Source organism: Aeromonas sp. 1805, from assembly GCF_013085525.1.
Lineage (GTDB): Bacteria > Pseudomonadota > Gammaproteobacteria > Enterobacterales > Aeromonadaceae > Aeromonas > Aeromonas hydrophila.
On record NZ_CP038515.1, the window covers coordinates 3,576,431 to 3,592,832 of the forward strand.

General features: G+C 62.8%; 14 protein-coding genes. 7 read left to right on the plus strand and 7 right to left on the minus strand.

All coding sequences use genetic code 11. The features are described from left to right. The first annotated feature begins 20 nt into the window (after window positions 1-20). The 7 genes from E5E96_RS16835 to E5E96_RS16865 all read left to right on the plus strand — a co-directional run bounded on the left by E5E96_RS16835 (window position 21) and on the right by E5E96_RS16865 (window position 9,505). Window positions 21-2,543: a DNA translocase FtsK gene (locus E5E96_RS16835; RefSeq protein WP_171282653.1), complete on the plus strand. Its 2,523-nt coding sequence runs from the start codon at window positions 21-23 to the stop codon at window positions 2,541-2,543. A gap of 77 nt (window positions 2,544-2,620) precedes the next feature. Then, entirely contained in the window at window positions 2,621-3,229 is a 609-nt protein-coding gene (gene lolA / locus E5E96_RS16840; RefSeq protein WP_011705742.1) for an outer membrane lipoprotein chaperone LolA, read from the plus strand. 143 nt (window positions 3,230-3,372) lie between these two features. Beyond that, window positions 3,373-4,710 (plus strand): replication-associated recombination protein A, encoded by a 1,338-nt coding sequence (locus tag E5E96_RS16845; protein WP_026080312.1) that lies wholly within the window; start codon window positions 3,373-3,375, stop codon window positions 4,708-4,710. A gap of 339 nt (window positions 4,711-5,049) precedes the next feature. After that, on the plus strand, window positions 5,050-6,345 hold the full coding sequence (gene serS, locus E5E96_RS16850; RefSeq protein WP_011705744.1) for a serine--tRNA ligase: 1,296 nt from the start codon (window positions 5,050-5,052) through the stop codon (window positions 6,343-6,345). 186 nt (window positions 6,346-6,531) lie between these two features. Next, window positions 6,532-7,020 (plus strand): CvpA family protein, encoded by a 489-nt coding sequence (locus E5E96_RS16855; protein ID WP_011705745.1) that lies wholly within the window; start codon window positions 6,532-6,534, stop codon window positions 7,018-7,020. 21 nt (window positions 7,021-7,041) lie between these two features. Beyond that, entirely contained in the window at window positions 7,042-8,562 is a 1,521-nt protein-coding gene (gene purF, locus E5E96_RS16860; protein ID WP_171282654.1) for an amidophosphoribosyltransferase, read from the plus strand. A gap of 184 nt (window positions 8,563-8,746) precedes the next feature. After that, entirely contained in the window at window positions 8,747-9,505 is a 759-nt protein-coding gene (locus E5E96_RS16865) for a tRNA-(ms[2]io[6]A)-hydroxylase (protein WP_171282655.1), read from the plus strand. A 154-nt stretch (window positions 9,506-9,659) separates the two neighbouring features. On the opposite strand, the gene E5E96_RS16870 is transcribed toward E5E96_RS16865, so the two are convergent. The 7 genes from E5E96_RS16870 to pspF all read right to left on the minus strand — a co-directional run bounded on the left by E5E96_RS16870 (window position 9,660) and on the right by pspF (window position 16,238). Further along, window positions 9,660-10,445 (minus strand): ATP-binding cassette domain-containing protein, encoded by a 786-nt coding sequence (locus tag E5E96_RS16870; RefSeq protein WP_011705748.1) that lies wholly within the window; start codon window positions 10,443-10,445, stop codon window positions 9,660-9,662. 55 nt (window positions 10,446-10,500) lie between these two features. Then, window positions 10,501-11,499 carry an oligopeptide/dipeptide ABC transporter ATP-binding protein gene (locus E5E96_RS16875; RefSeq protein ID WP_005300065.1) on the minus strand — a complete coding sequence of 333 codons (999 nt, stop codon included), beginning with the start codon at window positions 11,497-11,499 and terminating at the stop codon, window positions 10,501-10,503. After that, window positions 11,499-11,627: a hypothetical protein gene (locus E5E96_RS22770; RefSeq protein WP_257621995.1), complete on the minus strand. Its 129-nt coding sequence runs from the start codon at window positions 11,625-11,627 to the stop codon at window positions 11,499-11,501. The genes E5E96_RS16875 and E5E96_RS22770 overlap by 1 nt, the downstream gene beginning before the upstream one ends. Continuing rightward, window positions 11,627-12,520, minus strand: coding sequence for an ABC transporter permease subunit (locus tag E5E96_RS16880; protein ID WP_011705750.1), 894 nt, complete (start codon window positions 12,518-12,520; stop codon window positions 11,627-11,629). The genes E5E96_RS22770 and E5E96_RS16880 overlap by 1 nt, the downstream gene beginning before the upstream one ends. Window positions 12,521-12,555: 35 nt before the next feature. Further along, complete coding sequence (locus tag E5E96_RS16885; protein ID WP_011705751.1) at window positions 12,556-13,515, minus strand: ABC transporter permease subunit; 960 nt, start codon at window positions 13,513-13,515, stop codon at window positions 12,556-12,558. A 2-nt stretch (window positions 13,516-13,517) separates the two neighbouring features. Then, window positions 13,518-15,113, minus strand: a complete 1,596-nt coding sequence (gene sapA / locus E5E96_RS16890) for an ABC transporter substrate-binding protein SapA (RefSeq protein ID WP_045524999.1) — start codon at window positions 15,111-15,113, stop codon at window positions 13,518-13,520. 90 nt (window positions 15,114-15,203) lie between these two features. Then, a complete protein-coding gene (gene pspF / locus E5E96_RS16895; protein WP_044799825.1) occupies window positions 15,204-16,238 on the minus strand; it encodes a phage shock protein operon transcriptional activator in 1,035 nt (344 codons plus the stop codon). Window positions 16,239-16,402: the final 164 nt, after the last annotated feature.

Consider the following 16,402-nt stretch of genomic DNA (forward strand, 5'->3'; position numbering starts at 1 on the left):
TTTCAGAAAGGAGCCGGAGTTTGGCCGATAAAAAGCTGTTTACTCCTTTATCAGGTACACAACGGATCTTCGAAGCCGTCTTGATCGCCATCACTCTGATGGCTGCCTATCTCTTGCTTGCCCTGTTGTCCTACCACCCCGCCGATCCCGGTTGGTCCCAGACCTCCTGGCAAGGGGAGGTGAAAAACCTCGCCGGTAGCGCGGGGGCCTGGCTCGCCGACATCACCATGTTTACCTTCGGGGCGTTTTCCTATCTGGTTCCTCCCCTGGTCGTGCTGCTGGGCTGGAGCCTGTTCTGGCGTCCAAGCCGCCTGCTCGATGTGGATTACCTCACCCTGTCGGTGCGCATCGTCGGCTTCGTGCTGACCGTGCTCGGCATGTCCGCCATCGCCAGCATGAACTTCAATGATCTGCAGAATTTTTCCGCCGGCGGCCTGGTGGGGGACGTGATCTCCTCCGCCGTGGTGCCGCTGTTTGGCGGGGTCGGTGCCAACCTGATGCTGCTCTGCTTCGTGGCCACCGGCATCACCCTGTTCACCGGCTGGTCCTGGCTGACCATCGTCGAGCGGATCGGCGCCGCCTGCACCGGTTCGGTCAGCGCCGTTTACCATTTTCCCACCACCCTCGGCCGCTGGTTGACCGGTGGCTGGCGCCAGCCTCGCGTTGAGGGACCGGATCCCTTGCTGGAAGGGGGCGTGGGTACCATCGAGCTCGATGACGAAGAAGATGAACCGCACTCCAGCTGGACCCGTCGTCCCAAGGAAAAAGCCGCAACCAAGAGCCAGAAGACCAAGTCCGATGAGTGGCTGCCCGAGCTTGATGAGGATACCTTCCAGTTCGACCCGCAGTTTGACGATGAAGATGACGAGCCGGCCCCGGTGGCCAAGGCCAAGCGAGCCGCCACCAACGGCGCTCGTCGTCAGCCTGCCCTGGTCACGGCCGATGACGAGGACGATGATCTCGACCTACCCTGGGCAGAAGGGGATGAGGAGGCGCCTGCGCCGGCGGCTCCCACGCCCGGCAAGCCCAAGCGCCGCCTGCAACCTGGGCTGCCCCCCTTGCCCAGTATCGAGCTGCTGGACCGTCCGCCCGCCAAGACCCAGATGATGAGCAAGGACGAGCTGGAGCGCATGGGCCGGCTGGTGGAGGCGAAACTGGCCGACTACAACGTGCAGGCCAAAGTTGTGGGCGTCTATCCGGGCCCCGTCATCACCCGTTTCGAGCTGGATCTGGCGCCTGGCATGAAGGCGAGCAAGATCACCAACCTCTCCCGCGATCTGGCCCGCTCTCTGTCGGCCAGCAGCGTGCGGGTGGTGGAAGTGATCCCGGGCAAGACTTTCGTCGGGATCGAGCTGCCCAACCGGGTGCGTCAGACCGTCTACCTGCGCGAGACCCTCGACTGTGACGCCTTCCGCGACAGCCGCAACCCGCTCACCATGGGGTTGGGTCAGGACATCGCCGGCGAACCCGTGGTGGTGAACCTCGCCAAGATGCCCCACCTGCTGGTGGCCGGTACCACCGGCTCCGGTAAGTCGGTGGGGGTGAACACCATGATCATCTCCATGCTCTACAAGTCGACGCCGGACGATCTGCGCTTCATCATGATCGACCCCAAGATGCTGGAGCTGTCGGTCTACGAGGGGATCCCCCATCTGCTGACCGAGGTGGTGACCGACATGAAGGACGCCGCCAACGCCCTGCGCTGGTGCGTGGGCGAGATGGAGCGTCGCTACAAGCTGATGTCGGCGGTCGGGGTGCGCAACCTCAAGGGCTACAACGACAAGGTGCTGGCGGCCATCGAGGAGGGCGAACCCCTGCTGGATCCGCTGTGGCGTCCGGGCGACTCCATGGATCAGATGCCGCCTGAGCTGGAAAAACTGCCCCACATCGTGGTGGTGGTGGACGAGTTTGCCGACATGATGATGATCGTCGGCAAGAAGGTGGAGGAGCTGATCGCCCGTATCGCCCAGAAGGCGCGGGCGGCCGGTATTCACTTGATCCTGGCGACCCAGCGGCCGTCGGTGGATGTCATTACCGGTCTCATCAAGGCCAACATCCCGACCCGTATCTCGTTCCAGGTGTCGAGCAAGATCGACTCCCGTACCATCATCGATCAGGGCGGTGCCGAATCCCTGCTCGGCATGGGCGACATGCTCTACATGCCGGCCGGTACCTCCAACCCGACCCGGGTGCACGGCGCCTTTGTCGATGACCACGAGGTGCACAAGGTGGTGGCGGACTGGAAACTGCGCGGCGAGCCGAACTACATCGAGGAGATCCTCTCCGGTGAATCCGGCGGCGAGGGCGGCAGCGGCGAATATGGCGGTGGTGACGACGAAGAGCTCGACCCCCTGTTCGACGAGGCGGTGGCCTTCGTGGTGGAGTCGCGCCGCGGCTCGACCTCCAGCGTGCAGCGCAAGTTCAAGATCGGTTACAACCGGGCGGCCCGTCTCATCGAGCAGATGGAAAACCAGGGCATCGTCAGCGCCCCGGGCGGCAATGGTCAGCGCGATGTGCTGGCCCCGCCACCGGTACGGGACTAAGCCTCACCCCTCTATCATCCTGGCCATGCCCCTTGCGGGCGTGGCCTTTTATCGAGATAGCCGTTATGAAAAGCATGATGAAAAAACAACTGTTGATGGGCACTGTGCTGCTGGTTGCCAGCAGCCAGGTGTGGGCCGACGCGGCCAGCGATCTCAAGCAGAAGCTGGCGGGGGTGAGCCTCTTCTCCGCCAAGTTTGCCCAGACCGTTTATGACAGCAAGGGCAAGGAGCTGCAGCGCGCCGGCGGCGATCTGCTGGTGCAGCGTCCCAATCGCTTCAACTGGCACACCACCTCGCCGGACGAGAGCCTGATCGTGGCCGATGGCAAGGATGTCTGGGTCTATGATCCCTTCGTCGAGCAGGTGACCGCCCTCAAGATGAAGGATGCGGTGCTCAACACCCCCTTCGTGCTGATCGCCGGCAACGACAACAGTCTCTGGAAGAACTATGACGTGACCCAGGAAGGGGACGTCTACACCGTCACCAGTCGCAACCAGGACGAGCTGATCGCCTCCTTCCGCATCACCTTCGACAGGCAGAACAACATCAGCCGCTTCGACGTGAAAGAGGCCCAGGGCCAGTGGAGCGAGTTCACCCTGAGCAACTTCAACCGCAAGCCGGTGCTCAAGGGCAACGAATTTGTCTTCAAGATCCCCAAGGGGGTCGCGCTGGACGATCAGCGCTGATGAGCAGACGGTCGCTGGATTTCACGTCGGCCCGTCTGCCAATGGCGATGGGCGTGACGCTGGGGGTCAATACCGATGAGTAACCTCTTGTTGGATGTCTCGTCGGGCCGTTTTTCCATGGCGGTATGCGTGGGTCAATACAGATGAGCAACTTGTCGCTGGATTTCTCGTCGGACTTTCGTCCGTTGGCGGCCCGGATGCGGCCGCAAACCCTCGAGCAGTACATCGGTCAACAACATATCCTGGGGCCTGACAAGCCCCTGCGCAAAGCGATCCTGGCCGGCCACTGCCACTCCATGATCCTGTGGGGGCCTCCCGGCACCGGCAAGACCACGCTGGCCGAGCTGATGGCCCACTACTGCCAGGCCGAGGTCGAGCGGCTCTCGGCGGTCACCTCCGGTATCAAGGAGATCCGCGCCGCCATCGACAAGGCCAAGGAGAACAGCTGGCGCGGGGTGCGCACCATCCTGTTCGTGGACGAGGTGCACCGTTTCAACAAGAGCCAGCAGGACGTGTTCCTGCCTCACATCGAAGATGGCACCATCACCTTCATCGGTGCCACCACCGAAAACCCCTCGTTCGAACTGAACAACGCGCTGCTCTCCCGGGCCCGGGTCTATCTGCTCAAACGGCTGGAGGAGGAGGACATCCTCACCCTGATCGATCAGGCGATGCAGGACGCTCGCGGGCTCAATGATCCGGCGCTGACCTTCGCCCCCGGGGTGAAGGAGGCGCTGGCCAAAGCGGTGGATGGGGACGGGCGCAAGTCCCTCAACTACCTGGAGCTGCTGGCCGACATGGCCGAGCCTGACGGCAGCGGCCACAAGCTTATCGACAGCACCCTGCTGGCCGCCGTGGTGGGGGAGCACGTGGCGCGCTTCGACAAGGGGGGCGATCACTTCTACGACCTCATCTCGGCGGTGCACAAGTCCATTCGCGGCTCGGCGCCGGATGCGGCGCTCTACTGGTATGCCCGCATGGTGAGCGCCGGTTGCGATCCGCTCTATATTGCGCGCCGGTTGCTGGCGATTGCCTCCGAGGACGTGGGCAATGCCGACCCGCGAGCCATGCAGGTGGCGCTCTCGGCCTGGGACTGCTTCCACCGCATCGGACCGGCGGAAGGGGAGCGGGCCATTGCCCAGGCCATCGTCTACCTCGCCTGCGCGCCCAAGAGCAATGCGGTTTACACCGCCTGGAAGGCGGCGCTTCACGATGCCAAGAACCTGCCGGACTTCGAGGTGCCGCCGCACCTGCGCAATGCACCGACCAAGCTGATGAGCGAGCTGGGCTATGGCGCCGAGTACCGTTACGCCCACGACGAGCCCGGTGCCTATGCCGCCGGCGAGCAGTACTTCCCGCCCGAGCTGGCCGGCAAGCAGTACTATCAGCCCACCGAGCGTGGGCTGGAGAAGCAGATAGCCCAGAAGCTCGACTATCTGCATGAGCTGGATCGGCAGAGCCCGCGGCAACGGGACAAATAGTGATGCAATGGCGGCTGGTAGCGAGCCTCTCCCGGGTCTGTCTTGCCGGGTTGCGCGTTAATTGGTCAGCCGATTTGATCCAGGTCGTCATCCCCCGGAAAACAGGGCAAAACGGGCGCAATAGTCCCTGTTCGGGCGGGGGGGCGGTCTGATACACTGGCCCTCTGACCCCGCTTGTCTTGGCCTGGTGCCATCTTCTTGATTTCGAAGGCCTGCTTACCATAGGCCCGATTCTGAAAGACGACAGGGGTGCGCCAACCGATGTTAACTTCCGGATCTGTTTTCCAGCCCGTCATGATGACTCAGGCCCAGATCCCATTTTAAAAAAGTAGGTAAACCATGCTGGATCCCAAATATCTGCGCAGCGATATCGCCGAAGCTGCCGCTCGTCTGGCGACACGTGGCTACGTTCTGGACGTAGCGGCTGTCAATGCTCTGGAAGAGAAACGCAAGGATCTGCAGTCCCGTACCCAGGAGCTGCAGGCCGAGCGCAACGCCCGCTCCAAATCCATCGGTGAGGCTGCCCGTCGCGGCGAAGATGTTGCCCCGCTCAAGGCCGAGGTCACCAAGATCAACGAAGAGCTCGAGACCAGCAAGGTCGAGCTGGATGCCCTGCTGGCCGAGCTGAAGGTCATCGCGGACGCCATCCCCAACCTGCCGAGCGACACCACCCCGGTTGGTCGTGACGAAAACGACAACGTGGAAGTGCGCCGCTGGGGCACCCCGCGCGAGTTCAGCTTCCCGGTACGCGATCACATCGATCTGGGTGAAGCGGCCAAGGGCGTTGACTTCAAGAACGGCGTCAAGCTCTCCGGCTCCCGCTTCGTGGTGATGAAGGGCCAGATTGCCCGTCTGCACCGCGCCCTGGCCCAGTTCATGCTGGACCTGCACACCCTGCAGCACGGTTACACCGAGTGCTACGTGCCCTATCTGGTCAACCCGGACAGCCTGTACGGTACCGGCCAGCTGCCGAAGTTCTCCCAGGACCTGTTCAATACCGGCATCGACGGCGAAGGGGAAGAAGAGGGCAAGGTACGCAAGTTCTCCCTGATCCCGACCTCCGAAGTGCCGCTCACCAACATGGCCCGCGACGAGATCTTCGACGAGCAGGAACTGCCGATCAAGATGACCGCCCACAGCCCCTGCTTCCGTTCCGAAGCCGGCTCCTACGGTCGTGATACCCGTGGCCTCATCCGCATGCACCAGTTCGACAAGGTCGAGATGGTCCAGCTGGTGCACCCGGAGAAATCCTGGGAAGCGCTGGAAGAGATGGCGGGTCACGCCGAGAAGGTGCTGCAGCTGCTGGAGCTGCCGTATCGCGTGATGGCGCTCTCCACTGGTGACATGGGCTTCTGCGCTGCCAAGACCTACGATCTGGAAGTGTGGCTGCCGGCCCAGAACACCTACCGCGAGATCTCCTCCGTCTCCAACTGCACCGACTTCCAGGCGCGCCGCATGCAGGCTCGTGTGCGCATCGATGGCAAGCCGCAGCTGCTGCACACCCTGAATGGCTCCGGCCTGGCAGTGGGTCGCACCCTGGTGGCGGTGATCGAGAACTACCAGCAGGAAGACGGCCGCATCGCCATTCCGGCGGCGCTGCAATCCTACATGGGCGGCCTGACCCACATCGGGTAAGCGCTCATTGCAGACGACAACGCCATGGCATGCCATGGCGTTGTGCATTCTGGCGTTGGTCAACCGTTTCAATGGGCAGTGAATGCGCTGGTTCGCCGCCTGTTTGAACCGTTAACACATTTTTATCAAGCATTGCGCAATCGTTTTTGTTAGACTGCGCCGCAATTTCGCAGGACATCTTTTTCTATGGTCTGGATTGATTACGCCATCATCGGCATCGTCGGTTTCTCTGCTCTCATCAGCCTGGTGCGTGGCTTCGTCAAGGAGGCCATGTCCCTTGTCACCTGGTTCGTCGCCTTCTTCATCGCCAGCCATTTCTATTCGGATCTCGCCATCTACTTCACCTCGTTCAGCGACCCGCTGGTGCGCAACGGCCTGGCCATCGCCGCCCTGTTCGTGGCGACCCTGATCCTCGGCAGCGTGGTGAACTACGTGGTGGGGCTGCTGGTGGACAAGACGGGGCTGTCCGGCACCGATCGGGTGCTTGGCATCTGTTTTGGCGCTATTCGCGGGGTACTGATCGTCAGTGCCCTGCTTTTTTTCATGGATACCTTCACCAACCTCTCCCAGAGCGACTGGTGGACGGCGTCCAAGCTGGTGCCCGAGTTCAAGCCGGTCATCCAGTGGTTTTTCGGGTTCATGCTGAACTCATCGAGTTTTCTTAAACAGGTATAGTGACTTCGAGGTAGCAAAGACATGTGTGGTATTGTCGGTATAGTTGGCACCACCCCCGTCAATCAGGCCCTCTACGACGCCTTGACGGTGTTGCAGCACAGGGGACAGGATGCCGCCGGGATCGTGACCATTGACAGTGGAAACTTCCGGCAACGCAAGGCCAACGGCCTGGTGAAGGACGTGTTTGAAGTGCGTCACATGCAGCGCTTGAAAGGGCATATCGGCATAGGACATGTCAGATATCCCACCGCAGGCAGCTCCAGTGCCGCTGAAGCCCAACCTTTTTACGTGAACTCCCCCTACGGCATGGTGCTGGCCCACAACGGCAACCTCACCAACGCCAAGGAGCTCAAGGAGCAGCAGTTCAAGGTGGCCCGTCGCCACATCAACACCACCTCGGACTCCGAGGTGCTGCTGAACGTGCTGGCGCACGAGCTGGATCTCTGCGACAAGATGGCGCTGCGCCCGGAAGACATCTTCTCGGCGGTGCGCAAGGTGCACCAGCAGATCCGCGGTGCCTATGCCGTGGTTTCCCTGGTGATCGGCCACGGCCTTATCGGTTTTCGCGATTCCAACGGCATTCGCCCGCTGATCCTGGGCCGCCGGGTCGACGAGCAGGGGCAGGTGGAGTACATGCTCGCCTCCGAGAGCGTGGCGCTTGACGCCATCGGTTTCGAGACGGTGCGCGACGTCGCGCCGGGGGAGGCCATCTACATCACCGAGCAGGGCCAGCTCTTCTCCGAGCAGTGTGCGGAGAACCCGCAGATGAGCTCCTGCATCTTCGAATACGTCTACTTCGCTCGTCCTGATTCGTGCATCGACAAGGTGTCGGTCTATGCCGCCCGCCTCAACATGGGTCGCAAGCTGGGCCAGAAGATTGCCCGCGAGTGGGAAGATCTCGACGTGGACGTGGTCATCCCCATCCCCGAGACCTCCTGCGACGTGGCGCTGGAAATCGCCCATACCCTGGACTTGCCGTACCGTCAGGGCTTCGTGAAGAACCGCTACATCGGCCGTACCTTCATCATGCCGGGCCAGACCCAGCGCAAGAAGTCGGTGCGCCGCAAGCTCAATGCCATCAGCTCCGAGTTCAAGGGCAAGAAGGTGTTGCTGGTGGACGACAGCATAGTGCGCGGGACCACTTCCGAGCAGATCATCCAGATGGCCCGTGAAGCGGGGGCAGCCAAGGTCTACTTCGCCTCGGCTGCGCCGGAAATTCGCTTCCCCAACGTCTACGGCATCGACATGCCCACCGCCAACGAGCTGATCGCCCACGGCCGGGAAGTGGAAGAGGTGTGCAAGCTGATTGGCGCCGACGGCCTCATCTTCCAGGATCTGGAAGATCTGGAAGCAGCGGTGCGGGAGATCAACCCCGAGCTGCGCCACTTCGAGACCTCGGTGTTCAACGGCCATTACGTCACCTCCGACGTGGATCAATCCTACCTCGACCACCTCAACGCCATGCGCAGCGATGACAACAAGGCGGTGCGCGAGTGGCAGGAAGGCACCAGCAACCTGGAAATTTTTAACGAAGGCAGTTAAACGTTTTCCACGCTGGGGTGTTGCAACGAGATGGGGGCCTTGGCCCCCATTGTTGTTTCCGCTCGCCGAAAAGGGCCCGCATCTGCTTGAAAAAGCAGCGTTTGTACCCGCAGCTATGGGCAGTGGCGGCGGGATCCGCTAGCATGGACCGCCGCCGTATCAACCCGAACAGACGAGAATTCAGATGGATGACCTGCTAGCCCCCGTGCGCCAGTTTTTGCACTGCGAGACCCCGGATGCGTGGATCGAGATGGCGCGGGATCCCGCCTGGTTGCCGACCCTGCTCATCGATCACGCCAACTGCGAGAACAAGGCCGCACTCACCGCCCACAGTCTGGTGCGCCGCTACTGCCTGCCCAAGGGCAAGCGTCATCTGCTGCCCAAGCTGGAGTTCTATCGGGAGCTGGATGCGATTCCGGAGAAGGCCGAGATCCTGGGCAAGCGCAGCATGGGGGAGTCTGAACGCTCGGTCTTTGCCGAGCTGGAGCGCAATCCGCTGCTGTTTCCCATGGTGCGGCTCATCCAGGAGGAGCTGCATCACTTCGAGCAGGTGCTGGAGATCATGCAGGCCCGCGACATTCCCTATGGCCCGGTGACCGCCTCCCGCTATGCCCGCAACCTGATGCAGCATGTGCGCACCCACGAACCCGCCACCATCGTCGACAAGCTGATCATCGGCGCCTATATCGAGGCGCGCTCCTGCGAGCGGTTTGCCAAGCTGGCACCCCATCTGGACGAGGAGCTGAGTCGTTTCTACGTCTCCTTGCTGCGCTCCGAGGCGCGCCACTACCAGGACTATCTGGCGCTGGCCGAGCAATATGCGGGGGAGGACATCAGTGAACGGGTGGCCTTCTTCGGCCAGGTGGAGGCGGAGCTGATCCGCTCGCCGGATCCGCAGTTCCGGTTCCATAGCGGTCTTCCTGTCAGATCTGACAGTTGTTGACGGGCAGGGCGCTGCCTACCATTGCAGCGTTCCTACTACGAGCGACGCATTCATTTTTGAGCGCAATTCCCGGCCCCTGAGCCGGGATTTTTTTGTCTCTTTTTCAGGCGCGACAACGGCGGGCAAGGGCCGGCGGCGAGCCACCGGGCGCGGCTCAGCGGCGGTATTCGTTGTTGTAGTTCTGGATGAGGCGCCGGGTCACCTCGTGCTGGGGATCGGCGAACACCTTGAGGGTCTTGCCGCGCTCCACCACCCGCCCTTCGTGCATCACCAGCACCTCGTCGCTGATGTGGCTCACCACCCCCAGATCGTTGGCCACCAGCACATAGCTCAGCCCCATGGTCTCCTGCATCTCCAGCAGCAGGTTGATGATCTGCGAGCGCACCGAGATATCCAGGGTAGAGAGCGCCTCGTCGGCCACCACGATCTTGGGGTTGAGGATCAGCGCCCGTGCCAGCGCCACCCGCTGCTGCTGACCGGCGGAGAGCATCTGCGGATAGAAGAGGGCGTGGTCCGCCAGCATGCCCACCATGCGCAGGGTCTGCACCACCTTGTCGCGGCGTTCCTCCTCGGTCATCTCGGTGTTGAGGCGCAGCGGCGTCTCCAGGATCTGGCCGACCCGGATCTTGCGGTTGAGGGAGGAGTTGGGGTCCTGGAAGATCATCCGCAGCAGCTTGCAGCGGGTCTGATAGTCACCGTGGATCATCGGCTGCCCCTCGATGGCGATCTCGCCACCGCTCGGCTCTATCATGCCCGCCAGAATGCGGGCCAGAGTGCTCTTGCCGGAGCCGGCCTCGCCGACGATGGCCAGGGTCTGGCCCACCTCGAGATCAAAGGAGAGCGGCTTGATGGCTTCCACCGCCCGGCGTCGAAACAGGCCGGTGCGGTTCTGATAGGTCTTGCACAGGCCCCTGACCTGCAACAGGGAGGGTTCGATCACTGTCCTTGCTCCTTGGTGAGAGGGCATGCAGCCACGCTCTGATACGGGATTGAATTCACTTTTTGGGTTCTTCCATGTTCAACGGGAAGTGGCAGCTGAACTGGTGCCCCTTGATCTTGCTCATCAGCGGGGTCTGCACGCACTGCTTCTGGGCATAGGGGCAGCGGGGGCCGAGCCGGCAACCGATGGGCAGGTGCTGCAGCGGCGGAATGACGCCGGGCAGGGTTTCCAGGCGCGACTTGTGGCGCACCAGCTTGTCAAAGTCGGGGATCGACTTGAGCAGCGCATCGGTATAGGGGTGGTGCGGTGTCTCCAGGATCTGCTCCCGGGTACCCACCTCCACCATCTGCCCGCAATACATCACGTTGATGGTGTCGGTCAGGTTGGCGATGGCGGCGATGTCGTTGCTGATGATGAGGATGGTGGTGTTGCCCAGCTTGTTCATCTTGTCCAGCAGCCGCAGGATCTGCGAATGGGTGGTGGACTCCATGGCGCTGGTGGGCTCGTCCGCCACCAGCAGGCGCGGCTGGTTGGCGATGGCCATGGCGATCATCACCTTCTGGCACATGCCGTCCGACAGCTCGTGAGGGTAGGCCCGCATCACCTTGCGGTGATCCTTGACCCCGACCCGGTGCAGCAAGGCGATGGCCTTCTTCTTGCGCCACTGGAAGCGCTGCCAGAACTGCCCCTCGAAGGAGTCGGTCGGGATCGCCTCTTCCAGCTGGGTACCGATCTCCTCGGAGGGGTCGAGACAGCTGATGGGGTCCTGGAAGATCATGGCGATCTCGCGGCCCATGATGCGGCGCCGCTCGCGGGGCGCCATGGTCAGCAAGTCCATGTCGTTGAAGCGCATCCGGTCGGCGCGCACCGTCCAGTTGTCCTTCTGGATACCGACGATCACCTTGGCCACCAGGCTCTTGCCGGAGCCGGATTCGCCCACCAGGCCGCGGATCTCCCCCTCGGCCAGGGTCAGGCTCACCTTGTCCACCGCCTTGACCTTGCCCTGCGGGGTGTCGATCTCGATGGTGAGGTTGCGTATGTCGAGCAGAGGCATCAGTCATTCCCCTCTTTGAGCGCTTCGCGAATGCCTTCGCCCACCAGCGATGGGTTGGCCTGCACGCCGTACAGGAATGGGCAGGGGACAAGGGTGAGCATGTCTATCTTGGACACAGAGCATTGCATCAGTCATTCCCCTCTTTGAGTGCTTCGCGAATGCCTTCGCCAACCAGGTTGGTCACCAGCACGCTGAACAGGATGGCCATGCCCGGCAGGGTCACGGTCCAGGGGGCGAGATAGATGAGATCGCTCGAGTCGGCCAGCATGGCGCCCCATTCCGGTTGCGGTGACTGGGCGCCGAGGCCGAGAAAGCCCACCGCCGAGATGTCGAGGATGGCTGCCGACAGGGTGCGGGTGGTCTGGGCCACCAGGGTCTCGACGATGTTCGGCAAAATGGCCAGCCGCATGATGCGCAAGGGAGGCGAGCCGTCGAGCCGGCTGGCGATGATGTACTCCTTCTGCATCTCGGTGTGGACCGCGTTGTAGGTGGCCCGGATGAAGGGAGGGATCAGCGCCAGGGTGATGGCGATCAGGGTGTTGAACAGACCCGGCCCCAGGATGGCCACCATGATGATGGCCAGCAGCAGGGAGGGGATGGAGAGCAGGGTATCGAGCAGGTGGTGCAGCACGCTCGACTTGAGCCCCTTGCTCATGCCGCCGAGGATGCCGATGGCGGTGCCCGCCACCATGGCGATCACCACCACCAGCAGGGCGTTGCCAAAGGTGAACCGGGCGCCCACCACCAGCCGGGAGAGGATGTCGCGGCCCAGATCGTCGGTACCGAGGAAATAATCGATGTTGCCGCTGTTGGCCCAGGAGGGGGCCAGCAGCAAGCGGGCGCTGTGCTGCTCGTCGATGCCGTAGGGCACCACCAGCGGGCCGAACAGGGTGATGAGCAGCAGGATCACGAAGCACCAGAGCCCTGCCATCGCCAGCGGATTGCGGCGATAGGAGGCCCAGGTCTGCTCCAGTGGCGAGAGGATCTTGAGCTCGGGGTAGAGGCTAGTCTTGTCTTGCATAGGATTCCTGGCTCCGGGTCATGCCATGAGCACGTTCAGTCTTGTTTTGCATAGAGTTCTTTGCGCCGCGCCGGGTAGATGATGGTGGTGAGCAGCTCGGTGCTGACGCTGATGAAGATGACGAAGCTGGCCACCACCAGGGTGGCCCCGCGGATGGCGGCGTAGTCCTGCAGGGCGATGCTGTTGATGAGCCAGCGGCCGATGCCGTGCCACTCGAACACCACCTCGGTGATCATGGCGGAGGTGAGCACGCTGCCCAGCTGCAGGCCCAGCAGCGGCAGCACCGGCGGCAGGGCGTTCTTGAGGCCGTGACGCCAGACGATCTGGCGACGGGAGAGGCCGCGGCTGGCCGCCGCCTTGATGTAGTTCTGCTTCATCACGTCGATGAGGGAGCTGCGCACGTGGCGGATCACCTCGGTGGTGGGTACCACCGCCAGCACCAGCGAGGGCAGGATCAGGTGGCGCAGGGCGTCGTGCAGGGCGGCCTGGCGCCAGGGCTCGTGGCTCATCAGCACGTCGATGAGGGCGATGCCGGTGATGGAGGGCACGTCATAGAGCAGGCTGATCTGGCCGGAGGCGGGCAGCCAGCCCAGATCCAGCGAGAAGAACATCACCACCAGCAGTGCCAGCCAGAACACCGGCACCGCGTAGCCGATGAGACCGGCGGTCATGATGGTGAGATCGAGCGGTTTACCCTGGGAGAGGGCCGCCAGGGTGCCGAGCGGAATGCCCACCAGCAGCGAGATGGCGAAGGCCGCCACGCAGAGGATCAGGGTGGCGGGGAAGTAGTGACGGATCTCGTCCAGCACCGGCAGGCCGGAGACGCTGGAGAGCCCCAGATCCCCGTCCAGAATGCGGCGCAGGAAGTCGGGGTAGCCGCTCCAGAAGCTGGCCTGCTGGCCGATGAGGCGCACGTCCAGCAGGTAGGCGACGAAGGTCAGCGCCAGCAGGGTGATGAGCAGCAGATTGATGCGACGCAGGATATAGAGAAACATGCTTACTCCCGATAGGCCTGGTTGAAGACGGTGCCGCCAAAGGGCATCAGGGAGAGTCCCTCGATGTCGCTGCGGCTGACCTGGGTGCGCAGGGCATGGGCCAGCGGAATGAGCGGCATCTGCTCGTTGAGCAGGGTCTGGGCGTAATAGTAGTTGCGCAGCCTGAATGCCAGCTGGGGCGTGGTCACCGCATCGTCCAGCAGCTGATCAAACGCCGGACTGCACCAGCGGCTGTAGTTGTTGCCGCGCTCGACGGCGGCGCAGCTCAGCAGCTGGCGAAAGAAGTTGTCCGGGTCGGCGTTGTCGGCAATCCAGCCGCTGAGCAGGCTGTCGTACTGGCCCTGGGCGAGGCGGGCCTCGATGACCGGCCACTCCTGCTGCACGATTTTGAGCTTGATGCCGACCTTGGCCAGATCGCTTCGCATCAGCTGGGCGGTTTTGAGGGCATCCGGGTTGTAGGCGCGCGAGCCCGGCTGCACCAGCACCTGCATCTCGAACCCTTGCTCCAGTCCCGCCTCCTTGAGCAGCTGGCGCGCCCGCTTGAGATCCGGCTGGCGCATCGGCAGAGAGGGGTTGTAACCCCAGGAGAGCGGCGGCAGCAGGCTGTTGGCGGGCTGACCCGTCTCGAAATAGACCGCCTGCAGCAGGTTGTCGATGTTGATGGCGCTGGCGATGGCCTGACGCACCTGCACCTTGTTGAACGGTGCCTTGCGGGTATTGAGGGCGAGGAAGGCGACGTTCATGCCGGACTGCACCGCCAGGCTGAGGTCGGGATCCTGGTCGATCACCGACAGCTGGCTGGCGGAGGGGGTGCTCATCACGTCGCACTCGCCGGTCAGCAGCTTGGCCAGCCGCTTGGACGATTTGGGGGTGATGTCGTAGATGAGTTGCTCGATCTTGGCCTCGCCGCCCCAGTAACCGGGGTGGCGCAGGTAGCGCACGTATTCGTTGTGGCGATACTCCTTGAAGCTGAACGGCCCGGTGCCCACCGGGCGGCTGTCGATGAGCCCCGGGGTGCCGGCCTTTTGCAGCTGCCCGGCATATTCGGCGGAGAGCACGATGGCGTAGTCGCTGGCCAGGGTGGCGAGGAAGGAGGCATCCGGCCGGTTCAGCTCGAATACCACCTGATCGGTGCCCTTCTTGTAGACCCGCTTGATCAGCTGATCCAGCCCCAGGCTGTAGAAGTAGGGGTATTCGCCGCCGGAGACGTCGTGATAGGGGTGCTGCTTGTCGAGCAGCCGCTGCCAGGTGAACACCACGTCGTCGGCGTTGAGGGGGCGCGAGGGGTTGAACCAGGGCGTGTGGTGAAAGGTGACCCCCTTGCGCAGGGTCAGGGTATAGAAGAGGCCGTCTTCGCTGGTGCTCCAGCGGGTGGCGAGCCCTCCCTCCAGCGCCAGGGTGTTGGGGTTCACCTCCAGCAGACGGTCGTAGAGCGGGCGCGAGCTGGCATCCAGGGTCACCCCGGAATTGGAGACCTGGGGGTTGAAGGTCTGGGGCGAGCCTTCGGCACAATAGATGAGTCCCGTCCTGGACGCGTCGTCTTGTTTCTGACAACCGGTGAGCAGCACCAGCATTCCAAGCAGCAAGGGTTTGAGCATTCTCATTGTCGAACCATGTTTTTATACAAAGTTGCCGGCGACGGGGCCGGCAAGGGGTGGGTGCCGCTCTGGGGCAGGCTGCCCGGGTGATTAATCCGCATCGTTGTCACTGTCCAGCAGCTGGTATTTGCGCAGCATGCCGCGGAACTGGTGATAGCTCAGGGCCAGCAGTTGGGCGGCTTTGCGCTGATTATACTGGGATTGCTGCAGCGCTTGCTTGAGTAAATTAATCTCGTAGCCCGCCACCGCCTGTTTGAGATCCAGCGGCAGGGCGGGGGAGTCCGGAGTCACCGCCGGCGCCTGCTCCAGCGGGAGGGAGGGCGTGACCGCTGCCTGGGCCCGGGGGCGCCAGGGGGAATCGAACGGGTTGAGCACCAGCTCGGCCAGCGGCAACTGGGGGTTGCCCTGGCGGTAGATGCTGCGCTCCACCACGTTTTTCAGCTCCCGCACGTTGCCGGGCCAGGGATAATCCAGCAGCAGCTGGGTCGCCTTGCGCGAGAAACCGGCAAACAGCGGATAACCGAGCTCCCGGGTCATGCCGTGGGCGAAGTGCTCCGCCAGCATCAGAATATCTTCGCGCCGCTCCCGCAGGGGGGGCAGGGTGATGACGTCGAAGGCGAGCCGGTCGAGCAGGTCGTGGCGAAACTGCCCCTTGTCGGCCAGCGCCGGCAGATCCTCGTTGGTGGCGCACACCAGCCGCACATCCACCTTGAGGGCCTTGGCGCCGCCCACCCGCTCGAACTCGCCGTACTCGATGACCCGCAGCAGTTTTTCCTGCACCCGCGCGCTGGTGGTGGCCAGCTCGTCAAGGAAGAGGGTGCCGCCATCGGCCCGCTCGAAGCGGCCCTGGTGGCGTTTGGCGGCGCCGGTGAAGGAGCCCGCCTCGTGGCCGAACAGTTCGGTCTCCAGCAGACTCTCGCTCAAGGTGGCGCAGTTGACGGTGACAAAGCTTTGATCCCAGCGCGCCGAGAGATAATGTAGGCGGTGGGCGATGAGCTCCTTGCCGGTCCCCCGTTCGCCGATGATCAGCACGGGCTTGCGCAGCGGCGCCAGGCGGGAGGCCTGCTCAATGATCTCGAGAAATGCGTTGGATTCTCCCAACAGGCTTTCCGTGGCCGTGGTCATAGTCATCCCCGTGAATCGTTGAAAGCTGGTCAATCTTACCAAAAGTTGGTGATTCTAATCATTACTTGTGTGGTGCATCTTGAAACTCGACTTATCTGCCCCATATAAATCAACAAGTTAAATTCTGTTCCAGATTGGCACACAAGTTGCCATTGTCAATGGAG

Excerpts from the sequence above, each read along its gene's own strand:
- serS (WP_011705744.1), top strand. The coding sequence starts at position 5,050 with ATGCTGGATCCCAAATATCTGCGCAGCGATATCGCCGAAGCTGCCGCT.
- pspF (WP_044799825.1), bottom strand. The coding sequence starts at position 16,238 with ATGACCACGGCCACGGAAAGCCTGTTGGGAGAATCCAACGCATTTCTC.
- sapA (WP_045524999.1), bottom strand. The coding sequence starts at position 15,113 with ATGCTCAAACCCTTGCTGCTTGGAATGCTGGTGCTGCTCACCGGTTGT.
- E5E96_RS16875 (WP_005300065.1), bottom strand. The coding sequence starts at position 11,499 with ATGCCTCTGCTCGACATACGCAACCTCACCATCGAGATCGACACCCCG.
- E5E96_RS16845 (WP_026080312.1), top strand. The coding sequence starts at position 3,373 with ATGAGCAACTTGTCGCTGGATTTCTCGTCGGACTTTCGTCCGTTGGCG.
- lolA (WP_011705742.1), top strand. The coding sequence starts at position 2,621 with ATGAAAAAACAACTGTTGATGGGCACTGTGCTGCTGGTTGCCAGCAGC.
- E5E96_RS16880 (WP_011705750.1), bottom strand. The coding sequence starts at position 12,520 with ATGCAAGACAAGACTAGCCTCTACCCCGAGCTCAAGATCCTCTCGCCA.
- E5E96_RS22770 (WP_257621995.1), bottom strand. The coding sequence starts at position 11,627 with ATGCAATGCTCTGTGTCCAAGATAGACATGCTCACCCTTGTCCCCTGC.
- E5E96_RS16865 (WP_171282655.1), top strand. The coding sequence starts at position 8,747 with ATGGATGACCTGCTAGCCCCCGTGCGCCAGTTTTTGCACTGCGAGACC.
- E5E96_RS16885 (WP_011705751.1), bottom strand. The coding sequence starts at position 13,515 with ATGTTTCTCTATATCCTGCGTCGCATCAATCTGCTGCTCATCACCCTG.
- E5E96_RS16855 (WP_011705745.1), top strand. The coding sequence starts at position 6,532 with ATGGTCTGGATTGATTACGCCATCATCGGCATCGTCGGTTTCTCTGCT.
- purF (WP_171282654.1), top strand. The coding sequence starts at position 7,042 with ATGTGTGGTATTGTCGGTATAGTTGGCACCACCCCCGTCAATCAGGCC.